Source organism: Pedobacter petrophilus, assembly GCF_009674725.1.
GTDB lineage: Bacteria > Bacteroidota > Bacteroidia > Sphingobacteriales > Sphingobacteriaceae > Pedobacter > Pedobacter petrophilus.
In genome coordinates this window covers 151,677-173,419 of sequence record NZ_WKKH01000001.1, presented here as the reverse complement: position 1 = coordinate 173,419, position 21,743 = coordinate 151,677, and the positions used below count along the sequence as shown (strand labels likewise).

The 21,743-nt window shown below is 38.0% G+C and carries 21 protein-coding genes; 18 read left to right on the top strand and 3 right to left on the bottom strand.

Annotated features, from left to right (window positions below; genetic code table 11):
• Positions 1-76 precede the first annotated feature (76 nt).
• Positions 77-664, top strand: a complete 588-nt coding sequence (locus GJU39_RS00675) for a transposase (RefSeq protein ID WP_154278759.1) — start codon at positions 77-79, stop codon at positions 662-664.
• 78 nt (positions 665-742) lie between these two features.
• Here GJU39_RS00675 and GJU39_RS00670 read toward each other — a convergent pair whose 3' ends face one another.
• Together GJU39_RS00670 and GJU39_RS00665 are read right to left on the bottom strand one after the other, a co-directional pair.
• A complete protein-coding gene (locus GJU39_RS00670; protein WP_154278758.1) occupies positions 743-1,471 on the bottom strand; it encodes a YebC/PmpR family DNA-binding transcriptional regulator in 729 nt (242 codons plus the stop codon).
• Positions 1,472-1,549: 78 nt separating this feature from the next.
• Complete coding sequence (locus GJU39_RS00665) at positions 1,550-2,494, bottom strand: NAD-dependent epimerase/dehydratase family protein (protein ID WP_154278757.1); 945 nt, start codon at positions 2,492-2,494, stop codon at positions 1,550-1,552.
• A 535-nt stretch (positions 2,495-3,029) separates the two neighbouring features.
• Between GJU39_RS00665 and GJU39_RS00660 the strand changes: the two genes are divergently transcribed.
• The 10 genes from GJU39_RS00660 (at position 3,030) to GJU39_RS00615 (ending at position 13,484) form a co-directional block, all read left to right on the top strand.
• Positions 3,030-3,614 (top strand): gluconate 2-dehydrogenase subunit 3 family protein, encoded by a 585-nt coding sequence (locus tag GJU39_RS00660; RefSeq protein WP_154278756.1) that lies wholly within the window; start codon positions 3,030-3,032, stop codon positions 3,612-3,614.
• A gap of 26 nt (positions 3,615-3,640) precedes the next feature.
• A complete protein-coding gene (locus GJU39_RS00655; protein WP_154278755.1) occupies positions 3,641-5,341 on the top strand; it encodes a GMC oxidoreductase in 1,701 nt (566 codons plus the stop codon).
• A gap of 81 nt (positions 5,342-5,422) precedes the next feature.
• Complete coding sequence (locus GJU39_RS00650) at positions 5,423-6,580, top strand: Gfo/Idh/MocA family protein (RefSeq protein WP_154278754.1); 1,158 nt, start codon at positions 5,423-5,425, stop codon at positions 6,578-6,580.
• A gap of 7 nt (positions 6,581-6,587) precedes the next feature.
• A complete protein-coding gene (locus GJU39_RS00645) occupies positions 6,588-7,640 on the top strand; it encodes a sugar phosphate isomerase/epimerase family protein (RefSeq protein ID WP_154278753.1) in 1,053 nt (350 codons plus the stop codon).
• A gap of 77 nt (positions 7,641-7,717) precedes the next feature.
• On the top strand, positions 7,718-8,101 hold the full coding sequence (locus tag GJU39_RS00640; protein ID WP_154278752.1) for a c-type cytochrome: 384 nt from the start codon (positions 7,718-7,720) through the stop codon (positions 8,099-8,101).
• A gap of 31 nt (positions 8,102-8,132) precedes the next feature.
• Positions 8,133-9,590, top strand: coding sequence for a Gfo/Idh/MocA family protein (locus GJU39_RS00635; protein ID WP_154278751.1), 1,458 nt, complete (start codon positions 8,133-8,135; stop codon positions 9,588-9,590).
• Between the two features lie 54 nt (positions 9,591-9,644).
• On the top strand, positions 9,645-10,325 hold the full coding sequence (locus tag GJU39_RS00630) for a 3-keto-disaccharide hydrolase (RefSeq protein ID WP_154278750.1): 681 nt from the start codon (positions 9,645-9,647) through the stop codon (positions 10,323-10,325).
• A gap of 143 nt (positions 10,326-10,468) precedes the next feature.
• The gene (locus GJU39_RS00625; protein ID WP_154278749.1) at positions 10,469-11,710 is read left to right on the top strand and encodes a nucleoside permease; all 1,242 of its coding nucleotides are present in this window, start codon (positions 10,469-10,471) and stop codon (positions 11,708-11,710) included.
• A 3-nt stretch (positions 11,711-11,713) separates the two neighbouring features.
• A complete protein-coding gene (locus tag GJU39_RS00620; protein WP_154278748.1) occupies positions 11,714-12,598 on the top strand; it encodes a hydroxypyruvate isomerase family protein in 885 nt (294 codons plus the stop codon).
• 10 nt (positions 12,599-12,608) lie between these two features.
• Positions 12,609-13,484, top strand: coding sequence for a sugar phosphate isomerase/epimerase family protein (locus GJU39_RS00615; protein WP_154278747.1), 876 nt, complete (start codon positions 12,609-12,611; stop codon positions 13,482-13,484).
• Between the two features lie 59 nt (positions 13,485-13,543).
• Here the strand turns inward: GJU39_RS00615 and GJU39_RS00610 are convergent, their stop codons facing one another.
• Positions 13,544-14,479, bottom strand: a complete 936-nt coding sequence (locus GJU39_RS00610) for a lamin tail domain-containing protein (RefSeq protein WP_167515625.1) — start codon at positions 14,477-14,479, stop codon at positions 13,544-13,546.
• 133 nt (positions 14,480-14,612) lie between these two features.
• Here GJU39_RS00610 and GJU39_RS00605 point away from each other — a divergent pair, with 133 nt between their 5' ends.
• From GJU39_RS00605 to GJU39_RS00575, 7 genes are all read left to right on the top strand, one after another.
• Positions 14,613-15,605: an aspartate-semialdehyde dehydrogenase gene (locus GJU39_RS00605; protein ID WP_154278745.1), complete on the top strand. Its 993-nt coding sequence runs from the start codon at positions 14,613-14,615 to the stop codon at positions 15,603-15,605.
• Between the two features lie 391 nt (positions 15,606-15,996).
• Positions 15,997-17,403 (top strand): D-alanyl-D-alanine carboxypeptidase/D-alanyl-D-alanine endopeptidase, encoded by a 1,407-nt coding sequence (gene dacB / locus GJU39_RS00600; RefSeq protein WP_154278744.1) that lies wholly within the window; start codon positions 15,997-15,999, stop codon positions 17,401-17,403.
• Between the two features lie 23 nt (positions 17,404-17,426).
• On the top strand, positions 17,427-17,786 hold the full coding sequence (locus tag GJU39_RS00595; protein WP_154278742.1) for a hypothetical protein: 360 nt from the start codon (positions 17,427-17,429) through the stop codon (positions 17,784-17,786).
• Positions 17,787-17,975: 189 nt separating this feature from the next.
• Positions 17,976-18,782 carry an alpha/beta hydrolase gene (locus tag GJU39_RS00590; protein ID WP_154278740.1) on the top strand — a complete coding sequence of 269 codons (807 nt, stop codon included), beginning with the start codon at positions 17,976-17,978 and terminating at the stop codon, positions 18,780-18,782.
• A 413-nt stretch (positions 18,783-19,195) separates the two neighbouring features.
• Positions 19,196-20,491, top strand: coding sequence for a phosphopyruvate hydratase (eno, locus tag GJU39_RS00585; RefSeq protein ID WP_154278738.1), 1,296 nt, complete (start codon positions 19,196-19,198; stop codon positions 20,489-20,491).
• Positions 20,492-20,707: 216 nt separating this feature from the next.
• The gene (locus GJU39_RS00580) at positions 20,708-21,007 is read left to right on the top strand and encodes an FtsB family cell division protein (protein ID WP_154278736.1); all 300 of its coding nucleotides are present in this window, start codon (positions 20,708-20,710) and stop codon (positions 21,005-21,007) included.
• Between the two features lie 88 nt (positions 21,008-21,095).
• Positions 21,096-21,710, top strand: coding sequence for a trimeric intracellular cation channel family protein (locus GJU39_RS00575; protein ID WP_154278734.1), 615 nt, complete (start codon positions 21,096-21,098; stop codon positions 21,708-21,710).
• Positions 21,711-21,743 lie beyond the last annotated feature (33 nt).

The window sequence follows — 21,743 nt, the reverse complement described above, 5'->3', positions numbered from 1 at the left end:
GAGGTCTGTTAAGAGAAAAAACCTACGAGGTTTATTAAAATGAAAAAAAGATAAAATCATCACCAACTTTTAAAAGATGAAAATATCAAACACACTGGAAGAAGGTTGCTTTTATCACATTTACAATCGTGGTAATAACAGCGAAATTCTGTTTAAAGAAGATGGAAATTATTTTTATTTCTTAAAGTTAATGCGCAAGTATATTCTACCCGTTGCCGATGTTTACACCTATTGCCTGCTCAACAATCATTTTCATATTTTAATCAGAATTAAAGAAAATGTACTTCATGCAAATGAAATCAATCAGAAAACGGCAGAACAAATGTTTTCCAATTTATTTAATTCTTACGCGAAAGCATTTAACAAAAAATATGGCAGAACTGGTAAATTGTTTGAAGAAAGGTTTAAAAAGAAAAAAGTTAAAGATGAATTCTATTTAACAGAACTAATCTATTACATACATGCGAACCCACAAAACCATGGTTTTCTAGCAGATTTTAGAACCTATCGATATTCTTCCTATCTGAGTTTAATATCGGATAAAGCAACGGATTTAAAACGACCAGAAGTTTGGGATTGGTTCGGTGGAAAAAAGTATTTTGAAAAATATCACGCAGACAAGCATCATCAGTTAAACGATACAGAAGAATTTGGTGCATTCTAATTTAATGGCAAAAACGCACAAATTTTCAAAATTTTAAACCTCGTTGGTTTTAAAAACCAACGAGGTTTGTTAGCTGCCTTATTCAGCCATATTGTGATAAACCGCTTGCACGTCATCGTCCTCTTCTAACTTATCAATCAGTTTCAATACGTCAGCAGCCTGCTCTTCAGTAACTTCGTGATGTGATAAAGCGATGCGTTCTAATTTTGAGCTTTTTAATTCAATTCCTTTTTCTTCCAATGCTTTTTGCAACGGACCAAAATTCTCGAAGGCACCTTGTGCAACGGCAACATCATTGCCATCTTCATCAGCCTCTACATAAAGTTCCTCTAAACCAGCGTCAATTAATTCGAATTCCAGCTCTTCCAAATCCAGGCCTTCTGCAGGTGTAAAACGAAAAACAGATTTACGGTTGAAAACGAAGTCTAATGATCCGGTTTTACCTAAAGATCCATCCGTTTTGTTAAAATAACTACGAACATTGGCAACAGTACGGTTAGTATTATCAGTAGCCGTCTCAATTAAAACAGCTACACCATGAGGCGCGTAACCTTCATATACAATTTCCTCATAATTAGCCATAGATTTATCAGAAGCACGTTTAATCGCAGCTTCTACCCTATCTTTTGGCATATTTACGGCTTTTGCATTCTGCATTGCCGTTCGCAAACGGGAGTTGGTTTCCGGATGAGGCCCTGCATCCTTAACTGCCATTACAATGTCTTTTCCAATACGCGTAAACTGAACCGCCATTTTGGCCCAGCGCTTAAATTTTCTTTCTTTTCTAAATTCGAATGCTCTTCCCATTTTGTAGTATCAAGTATTTGGTATCAAGTATCCAGATTAGGCGCTATACCCTAAGCCTTTTACCTTCTACCCTACACCTTATTTTTTTAAATTATTTAACATATCTGTCGTCATTTTAGCCAAGTCAAACTCGGGTTTCCATCCCCAGTCATTAGTCGCAAAACGATCATCTATAGACCGGGGCCAGCTATTTGCAATTTGCTGACGCGGATCATTATCTGCGTAAGTTAAGGTAAAATCCGGAATATGTTTCCTGATTTCAGCCGCCAATACTTCAGGAGTGAAACTCATTCCTCCAAAGTTGTAACTGCTGCGAACAGAGATCTGATCTGCAGGTGCATCCATCAATTCAATTGTACCCCTAATGGCATCGTCCATATACATCATAGGAAGTTCTGTTTCTGCGTTTAAGAAACTCTGATAACTTCCTTTTTTCAGCGCCTCATGAAAAATATGAATCGCGTAATCTGTTGTTCCACCACCTGGAGCAGCTTTCCAGCTAATTAAACCTGGATAACGGATACTGCGAACGTCCAATCCATATTTCTGATGATAATATTCGCACCAACGCTCACCAGCCAATTTACTGATCCCATAAACCGTGTTTGGATCCATTACGCAAAATTGCGAAGTATTATCTTTTGGTGAATTTGGTCCGAAAACAGCAATCGAACTCGGCCAGTAAACTTTCGCCACCTTATACTCCAGCGCTAAATCTAAAACATTCAAAAGCCCGTTCATGTTTAGATCCCAGGCCAGCTTTGGATTTTGTTCTCCTGTTGCCGATAGTAAAGCAGCCAGGAGATAAACCTGAGTGGGTTTGTATTTTTTGAAGATACCATTGATCATCTCCTTATCTAGAACATTTACAAATTCAAAAGGCGCAGAATTCTTAATGTCGTAATCAGGTCGGCGAATGTCGCAGGCAACCACATGATCATCACCATATATTTTACGTAACATGGTTACCAACTCAGTACCAATCTGCCCATTTGAGCCCAGCACAATAATTTTTTCCTGCATATTTTTTTTCGAGAATGTGCAAAGGTAAAAAAATGAGACAAAAAGGGCTACAAAAATTTAACGTAACTCGAAGTAAAGGCTTACGATTATTGAAGCAAGCCTGAGGTTATCAAACCACTCTTTACATCTTCCTTTACCTTCAATATTTTTTATCCAAAATCATATATAAATGGTTGTAACTGAAAAGATAAACCTGTAAGTTTGATACTCATCATCCATAAAGTGTTTAAAATGACACAAAGTAAAAGTAATCAAAATTAAAAAAAAGCTTTCAAAACGTTCTGGACTTTACATTTATTAGCAAAAGTTCAATTTACAGATGGTTAATGTAAATAGTACACGAAGTAATCAGCAGGTAAAAACAAATAATAAACGTATTTAAGACGATAATTCACGTATTATTTAGAATTATTCTACTTAGTAACAATCGCGTTGCGAATGCTTATTTAAAGCTTTCATATTTGATTAATATGCCAATTATTTCTAATATTACTTATTCAACGCATAAATAACCAATATATAAAATACAAAAACGATGCACAGAAGAGAAGCACTCAAAAACGTTGCATTTTTACTGGGAGGAGCAATCTCAGCGAGCACAATGGGCGTTCTATTTGAAAGTTTTACACTCCCTGAAAATGAAAAGAATTTTGTTTCATTTTCGGTTCAGGATCAAAAAATTTTCGCCGAATTTGCTGACATTATTGTCCCGACAACCAAATCATCAGCTGGCGCTAAAGCCGCAGGTTTAGGCAAATTCATTCCAATGATGATGCAGGATTGTTATCCGAAGGAAATGCAAACCTCGTTTGCGAGAGGTTTCAAACAACTTCAGGACAAGTCTATGCAAGATTTCAAAAAAAATTATGTAGCCTTAACTGTTCCTGAACGAACCAAATTGATGGTCGATTTAAGGCTAATGTCTATCGCAGACAAAGAAACTAAATCAGAAGAAAACAAAGATCTGATTTACTTTTTCACTACAGCAAGGGATTTAACCTTACTAGGCTACTACTCTTCGGAAATTGGATGCACAAAAGCACGTGAATATGTTCTTGTTCCGGGACGATTCGACGGAAACACCAAGCTTAAACCTGGACAAAAATCCTGGGCTACCTAATTTCTAAACTACAACTACAAAACATCATGAATTTAAATACAAATTTAAAAGAAGAAAATACTTACGATGCTATTGTAATAGGATCGGGGATTAGTGGCGGCTGGGCTGCAAAAGAACTTACAGAGAAGGGTTTACGTGTTTTAATGCTCGAGAGAGGAATGAACATCGAGCACATTACCGGCTATGAAACGGCAATGAAAAGCCCCTGGGAGTTTGAACACGCAGGTAGATTAACTGAAGAACAAAAAAGGACCCACCCTGTTCAAAAAAGAGATTACCCTTATCAGGAAGCCAATGAAAAATGGTGGGTAAATGATTTGGATTGTCCTTATACGGAAGATAAAAGATTCGATTGGTACCGTGGTTTCCATGTTGGTGGTAAATCCTTAATGTGGGGCCGTCAGAGCTACCGGTTTAGTGACCATAATTTTGAAGACAATAAAAAAGATGGTCATGGAAGTGATTGGCCAATTCGCTATGCTGATCTTACAAAATGGTACGATCACGCAGAGCGATTTGCTGGTATCAGTGGTTCTAAAGAAAATTGGGATCTATGCCCTGACGGAGAATTTTTGCCTCCTATGGATTTAAATATCGTAGAAAAATCTGTTAAGGCCCGCATAGAAGAACATTATAAACGAGAACGGATCATGATGATTGGCCGGGTTGCAAATCTAACCGTTCCTCACAAGGGACGTGGGAATTGCCAATACCGTAACCTATGTAGCCGTGGTTGCCCGTTTGGAGCATATTTTAGCACACAATCATCTACCCTACCTGCTGCGATGGCTACAAAAAGATTAACCGTTAGGCCATACTCTATCGTTAACCATATCATTTATGATAAAGACACCAAAAAAGCAAAAGGTGTAATGGTTATTGATGCCGAAACAAACAAAACAATGGAGTTCTATGCAAAGATTGTATTTGTTAATGGATCAACGCTGGGTACTACCTTCGTTTTGTTGAACTCTACTTCGGAAGCGCATCCAAATGGATTAGGAAATGGAAGCGGACAATTAGGACATAACCTAATGGATCACCATTTCCGTTGCGGTGCATCTGGAGAAGCAGAAGGCTTTGATGATAGATACACTTACGGACGTCGTGCAAATGGAATTTACATTCCTAGATATCAGAATGTTAGGAATGACAAACGTGATTACCTACGCGGTTTCGGTTATCAGGGTGGTGCAAGCCGCGCAAACTGGCAGGATGATGTTGCAGAACTTTCATTTGGTTCTGGACTTAAAGAAAAAATGACCAAACCAGGTAAATGGAGCATGGGTTTAGGTGGTTTCGGAGAAATGTTACCTTATTACGAAAACAGGGTTTATATTGATAAAACCAAAAAAGATAAATGGGGTCAACCTGTATTGGCAATAGATTGCGAATACAAAGAGAACGAGAAGAAAATGCGTGTAGATATGATGAATGATGCAGCTGAAATGTTAGAAGCATCGGGTATGAAAAACGTTAAGACCTATGATGGTGGCTGCTATCCGGGTATGGCCATTCATGAACAGGGAACAGCTAGAATGGGTAATGATCCTAAAACTTCTGTTCTTAACAAATGGAACCAGATGCATGAGGTAAGCAATGTATTTGTTACCGATGGTGCCTGTATGCCTTCAATCGCATGTCAGAATCCTTCACTTACCTTTATGGCTTTAACCGCACGTGCTGCTGATTATGCCGTAAAAGAATTAAAGAAAAACAACATTTAAATAGATAGGTTAAAGGTGTAAGGGTTAAGGTATAGGGTGAGTCCAAAGCCTTAAACCTCACACCTTACACCCTAAACCTTTATGAAAAGAAAACTAAGAATGGGCATGATAGGAGGCGGTAAAGACGCCTTTATCGGTGCCGTACATCGCCTTGCGGCAAACATGGATGGTTTAATAGAACTATCTGCGGGTGCTTTAAGTGTAAATCCTGAAGTGGGATATGAATCTGGTAAATTATTATTCCTGCCAGATGATAGAATTTACAAAACTTACGAAGAAATGCTAAAGGCAGAAAGTGAATTGCCGGCAGATCAAAAAATAGACTTCGTTACTATTGTTACGCCTAATTTTGCTCACTTTGCTCCTGCAATGATGGCGCTTGAACTGGGTTTTAACGTGGTAATTGAAAAACCAATGACCCTTACCTTAGACGAGGCTAAGCAGCTGCATGCTAAAGTAGAAGAAACCGGTTTAACACTTTGTTTAACCCATACTTATTCGGGTTATCCAATGGTTAAACAAGCTAAACAAATGATTAGTGAAGGTGCAATCGGAGCGGTTAGAAAAATTATAGTAGAATATCCGCAAGGTTGGTTAAGTACCTTATCCGAACGTGAAGGAAACGCACAGGCGGCATGGCGCACCGATCCATCTAAAACCGGCAAAAGCGGAAGCATGGGGGATATTGGTACGCACGCAGCGCACTTAGCTGAATATATTTCGGGATTAAAAATTTCCAAAATATGTGCTGATTTAAATATTGTTGTTCCTGGAAGAGCAATTGATGATGATGGAAACGTACTATTAAAATTTGATAACGGGTCTAACGGTGTACTCATTGCATCGCAAATTGCAGCTGGTGAAGAAAATGCCTTAAAAATAAAAGTTTATGGTGAAAAAGGTGGTTTAGAATGGCATCAAATGGAACCAAACACCCTGTTGGTAAAATGGAGTAATGCACCTGCGCAAATTTATAGAACTGGAAATGGTTACATGGGTAGTTTTGCAAAACACAATACCCGTACCCCGGGAGGTCATCCCGAAGGCTATTTAGAAGCTTTTGCAAATATTTACAAAAACTTCGCCCTTACAGTAAACGCTAAGTTAAATAACGAGGAACCTACTGCAGAAATGCTGGATTTTCCAACAACTGAAGACGGTGTTCGTGGAATGGCCTTTATAGAAAACGTGGTGAGCTCCAGCCAATCAGACCAGAAATGGTGGGATTATAAAATTTAAAATCAGCATGACAACAATAAAAGGACCAGCAGTATTTTTAGCGCAGTTTATTAGTGATGAAGCACCATTTAATTCTTTAGAGAACATTTGTAAATGGGCAGCAGATTTAGGATTCAAAGGCATTCAAATGCCAACTTTGGATAATCGGTTTATCGATTTACAAAAGGCTGCAGAGAGTAAAACCTATGCAGATGAGTTAAAAGGCACCATCGCTTCTTACGGACTTGAAATCACTGAACTTTCCACACATTTACAAGGTCAGCTGGTTGCTGTTCATCCGGCTTATGATGATTTATTTGATGCATTTGCACCAAAGGAATTACACAAAAATCCAAAAGCCAGAACAGAATGGGCGGTACAGCAAATGAAATATGCGGCAAAAGCATCGCAAAACTTAGGTTTAAATGCACATGCCACTTTCAGTGGCTCTTTGCTTTGGCAATATTTTCATCCATGGCCTCAGCGCCCTGCAGGTTTGGTGGAAGAAGGTTTCGCTGAACTTGGAAAACGCTGGATGCCTATTTTAGATGAATTTGACAGTTGTGGTGTGGATGTTTGCTATGAAATCCATCCGGGCGAAGATTTATTTGATGGAGAAACTTATGAAATGTTCCTGGCCGCGGTGAATAATCACAACAGGGCATGCTTATTGTATGATCCATCACACTTTGTGTTACAGCAATTGGATTATATTCAATACATCGATATTTACCATGAGCGAATTAAAGCGTTCCACGTAAAGGATGCAGAGTTTAATCCGACTGGTAAGCAAGGTACTTTTGGTGGTTACCAGAGCTGGGCAAATCGTGCAGGCAGATACCGTTCGCCGGGAGATGGCCAGGTAGATTTTAAAACCATTTTTAGCAAACTTGCACAATACGACTTTAAAGGTTGGGCCGTAATGGAATGGGAATGTTGTATTAAAAACCAGGAAGACGGTGCCCGTGAAGGCGCTGAATTTATAAAAAATCACATTATTAAAGTAACCGATAAAGCATTTGATGATTTTGCAGCATCGGGTAGTGATAGCGCTTTCAATAAAAAAATATTAGGATTATAAGACTAACACACAAGCATGATAACCATATTTTAATCATTTGAAAATAAGGTTGCATGCGAGTAAAACAACACACACACATGAAAAAAACATTATTAGGTTTAGGCGCTGTAGTAATTTTTATGGCCTCTTTTACCAAAGCAGATCTAGAGAAAGAGAAAACGGTAGTGGCAACGGCAACATTATCGAACCATGCTATGCAAATGAGTGCAGGCGAAAAATTAATTAACAAATCAGATTGTATCGGTTGCCATAATAAGGTGAATAAAATCATCGGCCCTGCATACGTGGATATTGCTAAAAAATATCCTGCAACAGAAAAAAACATCAACTACCTGGCAGATAAAATTATTAAGGGTGGTACAGGCGTTTGGGGTACAATGCCAATGTCTGCACATGCATCCTTAAAACCTGCTGATGCTAAATTGATGGTGAAATATATTTTATCCCTAAAAAAGAAGTAATAAAACCGGAATCAAACTTCAAAACATCCCAATGAAAACAGAGCAAGAAAATAAAAACACGAGTAACCGCCGTGACTTTATTAAAACCAGCGCCATCGCCGCAGCTGCATTTATGATCGTTCCACGCCATGTATTGGGTGGGCCAGGCTTTATAGCCCCTAGCGATCGTTTACTTATTGCAGGTATCGGTGTTGGCGGAAAAGGACAAAGTGATATTGCCGGGTTCGCAAAAAGTGGCAAAGCAGATATTGCCTTCCTGTGCGACGTAGATGATCGCCGTGCAGCTGGTAGTGTAAAGGCATTTCCAAAAGCGAAATACTACAAAGATTATCGTGAAATGCTTGATAAAGAGCACAAAAATTTTGATGCTGTTTCCATTTCAACACCAGATCATAACCATGCCATCCAAGCACTTGCTGCCATGCAGTTGGGTAAACATGTTTATGTACAAAAGCCACTTACGCACGATATTCACGAAGCCCGTATTCTAACCGCTGCCGCAAAAAAATACAAAGTAGTAACGCAGATGGGTAACCAGGGTGCCTCAAATAACGGTCCACGCCAAATGAAAGAATGGTATGAAGCAGGATTAATTGGCGATGTACATACAGTTTATGCCTGGACTAACCGTCCGGTTTGGCCTCAGGGGATTCCATGGCCTGATAAGAAATCAGAAATTCCAAAAGAATTAGACTGGAACCTTTGGTTAGGTACCGCCCCCGAAAAAGATTATGTAGATAAATTAGTGCCATTTAACTGGCGCGGCTGGTGGGATTATGGAACCGGTGCATTAGGAGATATGGGTTGCCACCTGATTGAAGCTCCATTTAGTGTATTAAACCTGAAATATGCCAAAGAAGTGGAAGCCAGTGTTGGCTCTGTTTATGTAGATGAATTTAAACGCGGATATTTCCCGGAAAGTTGTCCTCCATCAAGTCATGTAACCTTGAAATTCCCTAAAACGGAGAAAACTAAAGGTGATGTAACTTTACACTGGATGGATGGTGGTATTCAGCCGGAGCGCCCTGCTGAGTTAGAAGCCAATGAAACTTTTGGTGATGGTGGTAACGGTACATTGTTTGTTGGAACAAAAGGTAAAATGATGTCTGAAACCTATAGTGCCAATCCGAAATTATTGCCTTTAAGTAGAAACAAAGACCTCAACGTAAAAGAAAAATATGCCCGTGTAAAAGGTGGTGCAGATGGTCACTATGCCCAATGGGTTGAAGCTTCAATTGCTGGTTACGGCAAGCAGGAAGTAAGTTCTCCATTCGAAATCGCCGGCCCTTTGACTGAAGCTTTATTAATGGCAAATCTGGCAATCAGAAGCTTTGATATTCAAAAAAATGTGAATGGAAAGGTAACTTATCCAGGCAGATACATGAAAATGCTTTGGGATAATGATAATATGAAAATTACCAATTTTGACGAAGCCAACCAATTCGTGAAACGCGAATACCGTAAAGGCTGGAATGATTTAACTCTTTAATGAATAACAGAACCTCGTAGATTTAAAACCTACGGGGTTTATTTATAAAACACAATGAAAAAACTTATTCTTTCTGCCTGTATCTTATTGGCAGTAACGCAAATAACAAAAGCCCAAAAAGGTTTTAAACCTTTGTTTGATGGAAAGACCACTACAGGCTGGCATACTTATAACAAAACAAATGTAGGTAGCGGCTGGCAAGTTCAGGATGGGACCTTACACCTTGATCCAAAAACTAAAGGTACTGATGGTGGTGGTGATCTGGTTACCAACAAAGAATACAAAGATTTTCACTTAAAGTACGACTGGAAAGTAGCACCAAAAGCAAACAGTGGCTTGATTTTCTATGTACATGAAGAGCCAAAATATCATGCTACCTACTCCACCGGATTAGAGCAACAGGTATTGGATAATGATGGTCACCCGGATGGAAAGATTACCAAACACCGTTCTGGCGATCTTTATGATTTAATTAAAAGCTCATCAGAGCCCGTTAAGCCGGTTGGCGAATGGAACAAAGCAGAAATTATTAGCAAAAAAGGAAATTTAACCTTAATTTTAAATGGTGTTGAAGTAGTGAAAACTACCTTATGGGATGAGAACTGGAAAAAAGTGGTTGCAGGAAGTAAGTTTGCAAACTGGGAGAATTGGGGAACATACAAGTCTGGAAAAATTGCATTGCAAGATCATGGTGACGAAGTTTGGTACAAAAACATCACGATAAAAGAACTATAAATTGATAGAAATGTAGGAAGAGAAATATAATGTGAATATTTTTTTCTCTCCTCACATTTCTTTTTTACCCATTTAAATAATAAATGTGTAGGTTGGATATAGATTTTATTATCCACTTCACACGCCATATAACTACTGACCAAATGAATAGCACTACCCGCTTTAAACTCTCCACAATGATGTTCCTCGAATTTTTTATCTGGGGATCATGGTTTGTAACGCTAGGAACATTTTTAGGCAATAACTTAAAAGCAACAGGATCTGAATCTGCATCCGTTTTCGGCACACAATCCTGGGGAGCAATTATTGCCCCGTTTATCGTTGGTTTAATCGCCGATAGATATTTCAATGCCGAAAAAATATTGGGTGTATTACACCTTGTTGGCGCAATATTAATGTATCAAATGTATAACGCCACTGATGTAAGCGTATTTTACCCTTACGTTCTCGGTTATATGATCTTATTTATGCCAACACTCGCTTTGGTAAATTCTGTTTCCTTTAACCAAATGCAAGATCCTGAAAAAGAATTTTCAAAAATCCGGGTTTGGGGAACCATTGGTTGGATTATCGCTGGGTTACTAATTAGCTTTGTTTTCCACTGGGATTCTCCGGAAGGTATTCAATCAGGCTTATTAAAAAGCACATTTTTAATGGCAGGTATAGTCTCCTTAGCCCTTGGACTTTTCAGTTTTACCCTTCCTAAAACACCGCCGAAAGTTTCTTCAACAGAAAAAATTAAAGTAGGTGATTTAATTGGTTTAGATGCACTTAAGCTTTTAAAAGATAAAAACTTCGCGATTTTCTTTATTTCCGCGATCTTAATCTGTATTCCACTTGCTTTTTATTATCAGAATGCTGGCTTATTCCTGGCAGATATTAAAGTGTCAAACCCTACAGGGAAAATGGCTATTGGCCAAATTTCTGAGGCATTATTCTTATTGGCTATTCCCGTTTTCTTTTCTAAATATGGTTTTAAGAAAACGATATTAGTAGGAATGCTCGCCTGGGCCTTAAGATATGTATTATTTGCCTTCGGTAATGCTGGCGACCTAAGTTTTATGCTCATTATTGGTATTGCATTACATGGTGTTTGCTATGACTTCTTTTTCGTATCAGGACAAATTTATACCAACTCAAAAGCTGGTGAGAAATATAAAAGTTCTGCACAAGGTTTAATTACGCTAGCCACTTATGGGGTAGGAATGCTAATCGGCTTTGAAGTTGCAGGGATGATTACTGATACTTATAAAGCCGCTAACGGCGCTGTTGATTGGAAAATGGTTTGGATTATTCCTGCAGGTATTGCTGCGGCAGTCTTTTTACTTTTCGCCGTGCTCTTTAATGATAAAACAAAATCTGAAATAGAAGCTAAAGCCCTTTAAAAAATGTCTTCAAAATTAAATAGAAGAAATGCATTAAAAAACATCATTGCCGGCACTGCTGCAATTGGTGTATCATCAGGCATTTCATCATTTGCAATGGATAAACCAGAACAACCTAACAGGCTTAAAGGCAACATTAATCATTCGGTTTGCCGATGGTGTTTCAGCACGCTTGATGTAGATACGTTATGTGTAGAGGCCAAAAAAATCGGCATTAAAGGCATTGACCTTGTTGGCCCGAAAGACTGGCCAGTTTTGAAAAAACATGGGCTGCAATCGACCATGTGTAATGGCGCAGAAATTAATTTAGTTGATGGTTTTAATGATAAAAAGTTTCATGAAACACTAATCAAAAATTACTCCGCTATGATCCCTCTGGTTGCTGCTGCAGGTTATAAAAACTTAATTTGCTTTAGCGGAAACAGACGTGGAAAAGATGATGAAACCGGATGGAATAATTGCGTTGAAGGATTAAAACAACTGATACCACTGGCAGAAAAACATGGGGTGGTACTGGTGATGGAGTTACTTAACAGTAAAATAAACCATGCCGATTATCAATGTGATAAAACAGCATGGGGTGCAGAACTTTGCAAGCGTTTGGGATCAGAAAACTTCAAATTGCTTTATGATATTTACCACATGCAAATTGATGAAGGTGATGTGATCCGCACAATAAAAGATAATCATCAATACATTGCGCACTACCATACCGCTGGTGTTCCCGGCCGTAATGAAATTGATGAAACACAGGAATTATACTATCCTGCAATTATGAAGGCCATTTTAGAAACCGGCTTTAAAGGTTTCGTTGCTCAAGAATTTATACCAAAAAATGCAGATAAAATTGGCTCGTTGAAAAAGGCTGTTGAAATCTGCGATATTTAAATCTACCATTATGTTATCAAGAAAAAGTTTTATCATCAACGGTTGCTTAGCTATAGCAACCTTACTTTTGGCTCCGTCGTTTGCTTGCGTAGCTCAGAAAAAAGCAGTTGGCCTACAACTCTATTCACTTAGAACTGATTTGCCTAAAGATTTAAAAGGCACTATTGAAAAGGTTGCAAAAGCAGGCTTTACAGAAGTTGAAACTTATGGCTTTTCTGTTAAAGATCAATTTTGGGGATTAACACCAGTTGAATTTAAGAAATTACTGAGTTCAAACGGATTAAAAGCAGTTAGTGGTCACTATGGTTTAGGTTCTTATCTTGTAGATGGGAATACCGATGAGTTGAAAGCCGCTATCGCTGCCGCAAAAGTTTTAGGCAGTGAGTATATTACTATTCCCTATTTAGATGCCAGCATCAGAAAAAATGCTGAAGACTACAAAAAACTTGCTGCGAAAATAAACATCGCTGGCAAAATGTGTAAAGATGCAGGTTTGAGATTAGCTTATCACAACCATGATTTTGAGTTTCAAAAACAAGGAGAGACTACAGGTTATCAAATTCTATTAAATGAAACGGATAAAAAATTAGTTGATTTTGAATTAGATTTATACTGGGTAGTTCGCTCCGGAAATGATCCGATTAAATTATTTACAGATAACCCTGGACGTTTCACAATGTGGCATGTAAAAGACATGGACAAAGCAAACCCTGCGCTAAATGCAGAAGTTGGAACGGGAAGTATCGATTGGAAACCTATTTTTGCTGATGCCAAATTATCAGGAATGAAACATTTCTTTGTTGAGCATGAAACCAACTATAAGCCTAATCCGATTGAGTCAGTGGCAGCAAGTTGTGCATACATTAAGGCAAATATTTTGAAATAAATCTCTTTATCAATCATCTGATGAATAGGTCAACTCGCCATATTCATCAGATGATTTCATCAGTTTAACTTCCCAGCCAAAGCACAAGTGTTTTTAAAACGCTTTGTATTTCCCTGCAAATCGAAAATATCAAACAGAATAACATAGATACCTATAGCAGAAATGCTTCCATTATCATCTAAGCCATCCCAGGTTAAAACGCCCTTTGCTCCGATCGTTTGATTTTTAACCAGCTTTCGCACTAATTTTCCTTTATCCGAATAAATATTCACAGTTGCCAAACTAGAATTTTGAGCAACCTGATAATTCAAACTAAGGAGGTCTTCAAAATTATCTCCATCTGGCGAAAAAGTTTTAGACAGTAAAATAACATCGTCTTCACCACTGATCTCCCGTTGAGAATTTTGATAGGTTGGAGTAGCAAATCCAGCTAAAGCAGCAGCAGATTTGAAATTGCCCGGTTCATTTGTAGCTACCGTGAAGGAAACCCTTTCAATTGAAATTCCATCTTCATCCCGAATTAAAGGATGATGAATTTTCGCATCGTAATTGAGCCGATCCAATACCTGACCATTACTTCGCAGAATTACGGTGCCTTTATCATTATTAAATGCAGGCAAGCTACTGATCTGGACAAAATGGGTTGGAAATGTAGTCTGATAATATTGTTTAACATTGTTGTGGTTCGTGGTAATTACCCAGTATGAGCCCGGAGCAATCATCAGCTGTTTTGTTGAAACGTTTTTAACATTAGCAATAGTCCCGGCAGCATTTACATTGGCCAGTTGCAACTCCTTTAAATCAACCTCGTGATTAGAATTGTTGTAAATCTCTACAAAATCTACTCCTCCTGTTCGGGGATTAAATAATACCTCGGATATCAACAGATCGCCCTGGCTAATAATTGAATTTGCATCACAAGGCTTTCCCTTATTTCTATGAGATTCAGCAGTGATATCTTTTGTTGGGATGGATACAGTTTGATTTTTAATCAACTTATCTTTTATTAGATAAGGATTAAAAATAAACACTGCAAATTTTATGGGTAGCAATAGGGATATAAGCTTAATTTTTAGCATATTTGGACTTATATCAAATGTTTTATAAATATAATAATTAAAATCTAAAATGAAAGTAGCAGTTGTAGGTGCAACCGGATTGGTTGGAACCGTAATGTTAAAAGTATTGGAGGAAAGAAATTTCCCTTTAACAGAGTTAATTCCCGTAGCATCAGAAAAGAGTGTTGGTAAGGAAATTACTTTTAAGGGTAAGAAGTTTCCAATCGTTAGCATGGACACTGCAATTGGCATGAGACCAGATATTGCGCTGTTTTCTGCTGGTGGAAATACTTCATTAGAGCATGCGCCACGTTTTAAAGAAGCCGGAACTACAGTAATTGATAACTCATCAGCCTGGAGAATGGACCCTGCGATTAAATTGATCGTACCTGAAGTTAATGCCCATGAGCTTTCTATCGATAACAAAATCATTGCTAACCCCAATTGCTCTACCATTCAAATGGTAGTGGTATTGAAACCATTGCATGATAAATATAAAATTAAACGGGTTGTTGTTTCTACTTACCAATCAGTTACTGGTACAGGTGTTAAAGCTGTAGAACAATTGATGAATGAGCGTAAAGGTATCTTTGATGGACCAAAAGCTTATCCTTACGAAATTGATTTAAATGTTCTTCCTCATATTGATGTGTTCATGGACAATGGATACACGAAAGAAGAGATGAAAATGGTTAAGGAAACCAATAAAATTATGAGCGATGATACCATCAAAGTTACGGCGACTACTGTTCGTATTCCGGTAATGGGTGGCCATTCAGAATCGGTAAATATTGAGTTTGAAAACGATTTTGATTTAGCTGAAGTTCGCAGTATTTTAGAAAAATCGCCAGGCATTATAGTTGTAGATGATGTAGCAAACTTAAAGTACCCAATGCCTAAAGATGCACACGAAAAAGACGAGGTTTTTGTTGGTCGTATTCGTAGAGATGAATCAGCACCTAAAGCTTTAAACCTTTGGATTGTTGCTGATAACTTACGCAAAGGTGCCGCTACAAATGCTGTTCAGATTGCAGAATACCTTATTCGAAAAGAATTAGTTTAAAAATAATTTAAGCCCGTGCAAAAAACACGGGCTTTTTTATGCGCACTCCGTAACAAATTTTTCTCTTGCCTTAATCTACTCACGCTATTCATCTTAAATGGTTTTCGGGTTGATTATATTCTTTTTTAGCGACTATCTCTTATATGTTTTTGACCGGAATGTAATCACGATACTAAATTATGCAAGAACAGCAGTTTAAATGTGCTAAATCTTTAACAGCTATCTCATCCGCCAAAAGCTCCTAATCACCAAATTATATATTAACATATGAAAGTAAGTGGAACGAAAACCAGAAAGTTAAATTTCCAACAACGTTTATCAATCTGTACAAACAAACGTGATCAATAAAAAAATTATATCGATTTTTTAATTAAGACCGACTAACCTTTATATGAAAAAGCATTTACTAATCTTTTCCTTTCTCCTGTGTTGCATCAATAGTTTTGGTCAAAATAAAATACAAAATCTCGAGAAAGCGTTTAATATTCTCCTGGCGGATGAACAGGCGAAACATGCCATTATCTCACTTTGTGTCCTCGATGCGAATACTGGCAAAGTACTCTTCGCAAAAAATGATCAGATTGGATTGTCAACAGCCTCTACGCTAAAAACCATTACGGCGGCATCGGCATTTAGCATTTTAGGTAAAGATTTTCAGTTTCAGACTACACTGGGATATTCGGGAAATATTACGGCTGACGGAACGCTGAAAGGAAACATCATTATTACTGGCAGTGGCGATCCAACTCTAGGATCGTGGCGTTATCAGAATAAAGAAAATGTAATTTTATCACAATGGGTAGCGGCAATAAAAACAGCGGGAATTAAAAAAATTGAAGGCTCGATTATCGGTGACGATCGTATTTTTGGCACGCAAACTACACCAGAGGGTTGGGTGTGGCAAGATATCGGTAATTACTATGGTGCCGGAACTTCTGGATTAGCCTGGAGAGAGAATCAGTTCGATATCCATTTACGTCCTGGATCCAGTACATCAGCAGATGTAGCAGTGGTAAAAACTGTGCCGTTTACCCCCTATATTCAAATTAAAAATGAACTAAAAACTGGTGCATCAGGCACCGGCGACAGAACTTATGCCTTCCTCCCACCCTTTTCAAATCTTGCTTATTTGCGGGGCAGCTGGGGTATGGGCATAGGTAAATCAAGTATTTCTGTGGCTTTGCCAGATCCAGCTTTCGACTGCGCCTACCGTTTACAGGATACACTCAAAAGATTAGGAATAGAGACCAGTCAGCAAGTTACAACCGCAAGGTTAATGGAGTTAAATAATTCCTTAATTCCAGCCATTTCGCAAAAAATCAGTACAATCACTTCGCCAACTTTAAGCGAGATAACCTATTGGTTTCTTAAAAAAAGCGTGAATCTATATGGCGAAACTTTATTAAAAACGATGGCTTTAAAGTCTGGCAAACCAGCCACCACCGCTCAGGGTGCGGAAACCGAAATTAATTTGTGGGCGGGTAAAGGCATTGATAAATCAGCATTAAATATTATTGACGGTAGCGGGCTTTCGCCCGGAAATAGAATTACCACTTCGGCAATGGCAGACATTCTGTTTCAGATCCAAAAAGAGAACTGGTTCGAAGATTTCTCTAAGGCCTTGCCAGACTACAATGGAATGAAAATAAAAAGTGGCACTATAAATGATGTTTCAGCATTTGCCGGATACCACGCTGATACTGCAGGAAATAAATACGTAATTGTGATTAATATTAACAACTACAGCGGAGGTGGAATTAATAAAAAATTATTCAGGGTACTCGATGAACTAAAATAAACACAATCTAAAAATTAAACGCTATGCCACATTTTGTTAAAAACCTCCAAACGGTTGATGGTTTGATCTCTAATTTGTATCAGGATGTTTCTATTGCTGAAATGACTGAACAAATCAAGCAGTTATTTGAACAACAAGGTTATAAAGTTACCGATCAACAATTCGGAAATTTACTTTTAGAACATGGAAACAGAGTTATGAGAATTTTATTTGGTGCTTTTGTAAAGTATTATAAATTCAGTGTAACTATGGTTCAATCTGCAGAAAATGAGCTTACAGTAAACGTCTTTCAGCAATCAAGCGGCATGTCTGGCGGTTTAATTGGTATGAAACAGATCAAAACAGAACTCACCAGATTGAATTTTCTCTTCTCCAATATTTAAAATCAGGGGATCAGGTGATGATTAATTTGCAGATTTATATCTGCATTTTTTTTGATGAGTTTATCAGGATTTAAAAAAACATTTTCAAAATCCTTTTCCCATCTTAATTTCAAAAATCCGGAACGGTTTGAATTATAAATGAATGTCTTTTCCTTAAAACCGGACATTCATTTGTAATGTTAATTTAGCATGGATATAAGAATTGAAAACTGGAACGATACCCTTAAAGAACCAAAGCCAGACTACCAGTTCGGCGACCATGTTCATATAGTCGACAAGGAGTTTTACCTGCCACAGTTAGATAAACATCGGCAGGTTTGGATTTATCTTCCGAAAAGCTATAAAGATTCAGAAAAGAAATATCCTGTTTTATATATGCAGGATGGCCAAAATTTATTTCATGCGAAACCTGCCAGAAATAATGAGTGGGCTGTTGATACAACCGTAGATAATCTAATCCGTGAGGGTTCGCAAGAAATGATTATTGTTGGGATTGATCACGGCGAAGATGAGCGATTAAAAGAATATAATCCTTATGATAGTGAAAATGGAAAAGGGGAAGGAAAAGCTTATGCAAAATTCCTTGCGGAAACGCTAAAACCATTTATTGACCAGCACTACCGTACCTTACCCGATGTTAACAATACTGCTATTGCTGGCAGTTCAATGGGTGGTTTAATTACGCTTTTTGCCATAGCAGCATACGCAGATACCTTCGGATCAGCAGGCGTATTTAGTCCGGCCTTATGGTTGGCACCACAGATATACGATCATATTGCTGAACGACTATCGGGATTGCAAAACCATAAATTATTTTTCGTTGCCGGAGATAAAGAAGGCAATGAAATGATTAATAACATTAAAAAAGTTTATTCGCTGTTAAATCCCGATGGTAAAAATGAGCGTATTGTTTTCTTCGAAAGAGAAGACGGGAAACATACAGAATGGTTCTGGCATCGAGAATTTGAACCCTTTTATAAGTTTATAGCTGGATAATTATAAGTGCGTTTGATTAAAGTCAAACGCAATAAAATGCAAGTGTTCGTTCTTTCATTGCCATCAGTTTCAACTCACGGGATATAATTTTAGAAGAAGCCATGTCGCAATCGCTATTCCTAAGGATTCCGGACCGGCGTAAATTAAACCCGATTGAAATGGAAACCAAAAGCTTTTTCTGCTTTTGTTGGAATGTAAAGCGGGACTGATTTATCCGAAGAACCACCGAATTTGCTTTTCGAAAACCAGATATTAATACGAATTTAACATGAGAAATTCATCGCAATGATGATCGTAACATTAACCCTGAAAACACTTTATTTATTTAAAAAATATACTAACTTTGATTTAAGCTTAGTAATTGTACTTTATACACTAAGCAGGTAAAAAAATCAACAAAAAATCAAATAAAAATGAGCATAATCGTTAATGTCCATGCCAGACAAATCCTCGATTCGAGAGGCAATCCAACAGTAGAAGTTGAAGTAGTTACAGAAGCAGGCGCTTTTGGCCGTGCAGCTGTACCAAGTGGTGCATCTACCGGACAATATGAGGCTGTTGAATTACGTGACGGTGATAAATCTACATACTTAGGTAAAGGCGTTTTAAAAGCGGTAGAAAATGTAAATACTAAAATTGCTGATGCATTAAGAGGTATTGATGTTTTTGAGCAAAATGCTATTGATAAATTAATGTTAGCGCTTGATGGTACGGAGAACAAAGGTAACTTAGGTGCTAATGCAATTTTAGGTGTTTCTTTGGCTGTTGCCAAAGCTGCTGCCGACGAAATTGGACAGCCTTTATACCGTTACATTGGTGGTGTTAACGCGAATACTTTACCCATTCCAATGATGAACATCATCAATGGCGGTTCTCATTCTGATGCGCCAATCGCTTTCCAGGAGTTTATGATCATGCCGGTTGGTGCACCATCTTTCTCTGAGGCTTTACGTTGGGGAACTGAAGTTTTCCATAGCTTGAAAAAAATTCTTCATGATAGAGGTTTATCTACTGCTGTAGGTGATGAAGGTGGTTTTGCGCCAACTTTCGACGGTACTGAAGATGCAATTGAAACCGTATTAAAAGCAATTGAAACTGCTGGTTACCAACCTGGTTCTCAAATCTGTTTAGCATTAGATTGTGCTTCTTCTGAGTTCTACAAAGATGGAAAGTATGACTATACTAAATTTGAAGGTGCTACTGGCGTGATTCGCTCCAGCGAAGAGCAAGCTCAATATCTAGCTGACCTTTCTGCAAAATATCCAATTATCTCAATTGAAGATGGTATGGATGAAAACGATTGGACCGGCTGGAAAAGCTTAACAGATAAAATCGGCGACCATGTTCAATTGGTTGGTGATGATTTATTTGTAACAAACGTTACGCGTTTACAACGTGGTATCGACGAAGATACAGCTAACTCTATCCTGGTAAAAGTTAACCAGATTGGTTCTTTAACAGAAACAATTAACGCGGTAACTTTAGCTCAAAACAGTGGCTATACTTCGGTAATGAGTCACCGTTCTGGTGAAACTGAAGATGTTACGATCGCAGATTTAGCTGTTGCGTTAAACTGTGGCCAGATTAAAACCGGTTCTGCATCTCGTTCAGACAGAATTGCGAAATACAATCAACTATTACGTATTGAGGAAGAATTGGGTGAGAATGCCCGTTTCATTGGTTCAAAATTCAAATACGCTAAAAAATAATTTATTGTGATGGGTTTAAAAAAATCCCTGGCATTGGGTTTAAACCCAATGCTAACAAACAATCCCTTGCATTGGGTTTAAACCCAATGCAAATATTCACCCATTGCAAAAACATCCGGAGATTTAAATCTTCGGATGTTTTTATTTTAATACTATATTTGTAAGCAAGGAGATGATTTTGCTTCAAATCAAATCTCCATACTCATATCTCAAACTATGAAACGTTTAATAGACCTTTTCCGCAATAAATATTTCCTGGCAACTGTTGCATTTGCCATGTGGATGCTGTTTTTCGATAAAAATGATATGATGTCGCAATACGAATACCGCAGTCAGGCGAATAAATTACAGGAAGAAAAGGAGTATTTTGAAAAAGAGACTGCCCAGGTTAAAAAGGATTTGAACGAATTAAATACCAATCTGAGTACTGCCGAGAAGTTTGCACGAGAAAAATACTTCATGAAAAAAGACAATGAAGATGTTTTTGTAATTATCCACGAAGAGAAAAAAGATTAGTTTTCAATGCGGAACTGACAAAATGGAGTTCGAAAATAACTAAACATTTTTCTTGGTATAAAGCTCAGAAATTTATCTAAGTTCATCCATGCTTCATATTTTATACATCATCGCTATTACTGCAGAAGCCATGACTGCTGCCCTGTCTGCCGGCCGCAGAGATATGGATTGGGTTGGCGTATGTATCATTGCATGGGTTACAGCCCTTGGTGGTGGAACCGTTCGGAATTTATTATTTGGTCATTATCCAATGAGCTGGGTTGAACATCCTGAATATTTAGTGATTACCGCTGTTGCTGCGCTACTAGCTGCATTTATCGCTTCCATCATGACCAAACTTAAGCGACTCTTTCTCTATCTGGATGCTTTAGGTTTAGTCGTTTTCACCATTATTGGTTGCCAGGTTGCACAACAAATGCACCTTTCTCCTTTGATTGTTTTGTTTAGCGGAATGATTACAGGTTGTGCTGGCGGTGTACTGCGTGATGTGCTTTGCAATGAAGTTCCATTCCTGTTTCGTAAGGAGATTTATGCCAGTGCTTCTATTGTAACGGGTATGGTTTACATTGGAATTGAACATTTTCAGGGCTCAGAAATGCTGGCGACTCTTTTTGCTGCTATTGTTGGTTTAACCTTGAGATTGCTTTCTATAAAATACGAATGGCATATGCCAAAATTTGTTTATAGAGATGAATGGCACTAATTAAGTTCGGAGTTTAGTTTAGAGTTTTCAGTT

Coding starts and splice junctions, on each gene's coding strand:
- GJU39_RS00675 (WP_154278759.1), top strand. CDS start 77: ATGAAAATATCAAACACACTGGAAGAAGGTTGCTTTTATCACATTTAC.
- GJU39_RS00670 (WP_154278758.1), bottom strand. CDS start 1,471: ATGGGAAGAGCATTCGAATTTAGAAAAGAAAGAAAATTTAAGCGCTGG.
- GJU39_RS00665 (WP_154278757.1), bottom strand. CDS start 2,494: ATGCAGGAAAAAATTATTGTGCTGGGCTCAAATGGGCAGATTGGTACT.
- GJU39_RS00660 (WP_154278756.1), top strand. CDS start 3,030: ATGCACAGAAGAGAAGCACTCAAAAACGTTGCATTTTTACTGGGAGGA.
- GJU39_RS00655 (WP_154278755.1), top strand. CDS start 3,641: ATGAATTTAAATACAAATTTAAAAGAAGAAAATACTTACGATGCTATT.
- GJU39_RS00650 (WP_154278754.1), top strand. CDS start 5,423: ATGAAAAGAAAACTAAGAATGGGCATGATAGGAGGCGGTAAAGACGCC.
- GJU39_RS00645 (WP_154278753.1), top strand. CDS start 6,588: ATGACAACAATAAAAGGACCAGCAGTATTTTTAGCGCAGTTTATTAGT.
- GJU39_RS00640 (WP_154278752.1), top strand. CDS start 7,718: ATGAAAAAAACATTATTAGGTTTAGGCGCTGTAGTAATTTTTATGGCC.
- GJU39_RS00635 (WP_154278751.1), top strand. CDS start 8,133: ATGAAAACAGAGCAAGAAAATAAAAACACGAGTAACCGCCGTGACTTT.
- GJU39_RS00630 (WP_154278750.1), top strand. CDS start 9,645: ATGAAAAAACTTATTCTTTCTGCCTGTATCTTATTGGCAGTAACGCAA.
- GJU39_RS00625 (WP_154278749.1), top strand. CDS start 10,469: ATGAATAGCACTACCCGCTTTAAACTCTCCACAATGATGTTCCTCGAA.
- GJU39_RS00620 (WP_154278748.1), top strand. CDS start 11,714: ATGTCTTCAAAATTAAATAGAAGAAATGCATTAAAAAACATCATTGCC.
- GJU39_RS00615 (WP_154278747.1), top strand. CDS start 12,609: ATGTTATCAAGAAAAAGTTTTATCATCAACGGTTGCTTAGCTATAGCA.
- GJU39_RS00605 (WP_154278745.1), top strand. CDS start 14,613: ATGAAAGTAGCAGTTGTAGGTGCAACCGGATTGGTTGGAACCGTAATG.
- dacB (WP_154278744.1), top strand. CDS start 15,997: ATGAAAAAGCATTTACTAATCTTTTCCTTTCTCCTGTGTTGCATCAAT.
- GJU39_RS00595 (WP_154278742.1), top strand. CDS start 17,427: ATGCCACATTTTGTTAAAAACCTCCAAACGGTTGATGGTTTGATCTCT.
- GJU39_RS00590 (WP_154278740.1), top strand. CDS start 17,976: ATGGATATAAGAATTGAAAACTGGAACGATACCCTTAAAGAACCAAAG.
- eno (WP_154278738.1), top strand. CDS start 19,196: ATGAGCATAATCGTTAATGTCCATGCCAGACAAATCCTCGATTCGAGA.
- GJU39_RS00580 (WP_154278736.1), top strand. CDS start 20,708: ATGAAACGTTTAATAGACCTTTTCCGCAATAAATATTTCCTGGCAACT.
- GJU39_RS00575 (WP_154278734.1), top strand. CDS start 21,096: ATGCTTCATATTTTATACATCATCGCTATTACTGCAGAAGCCATGACT.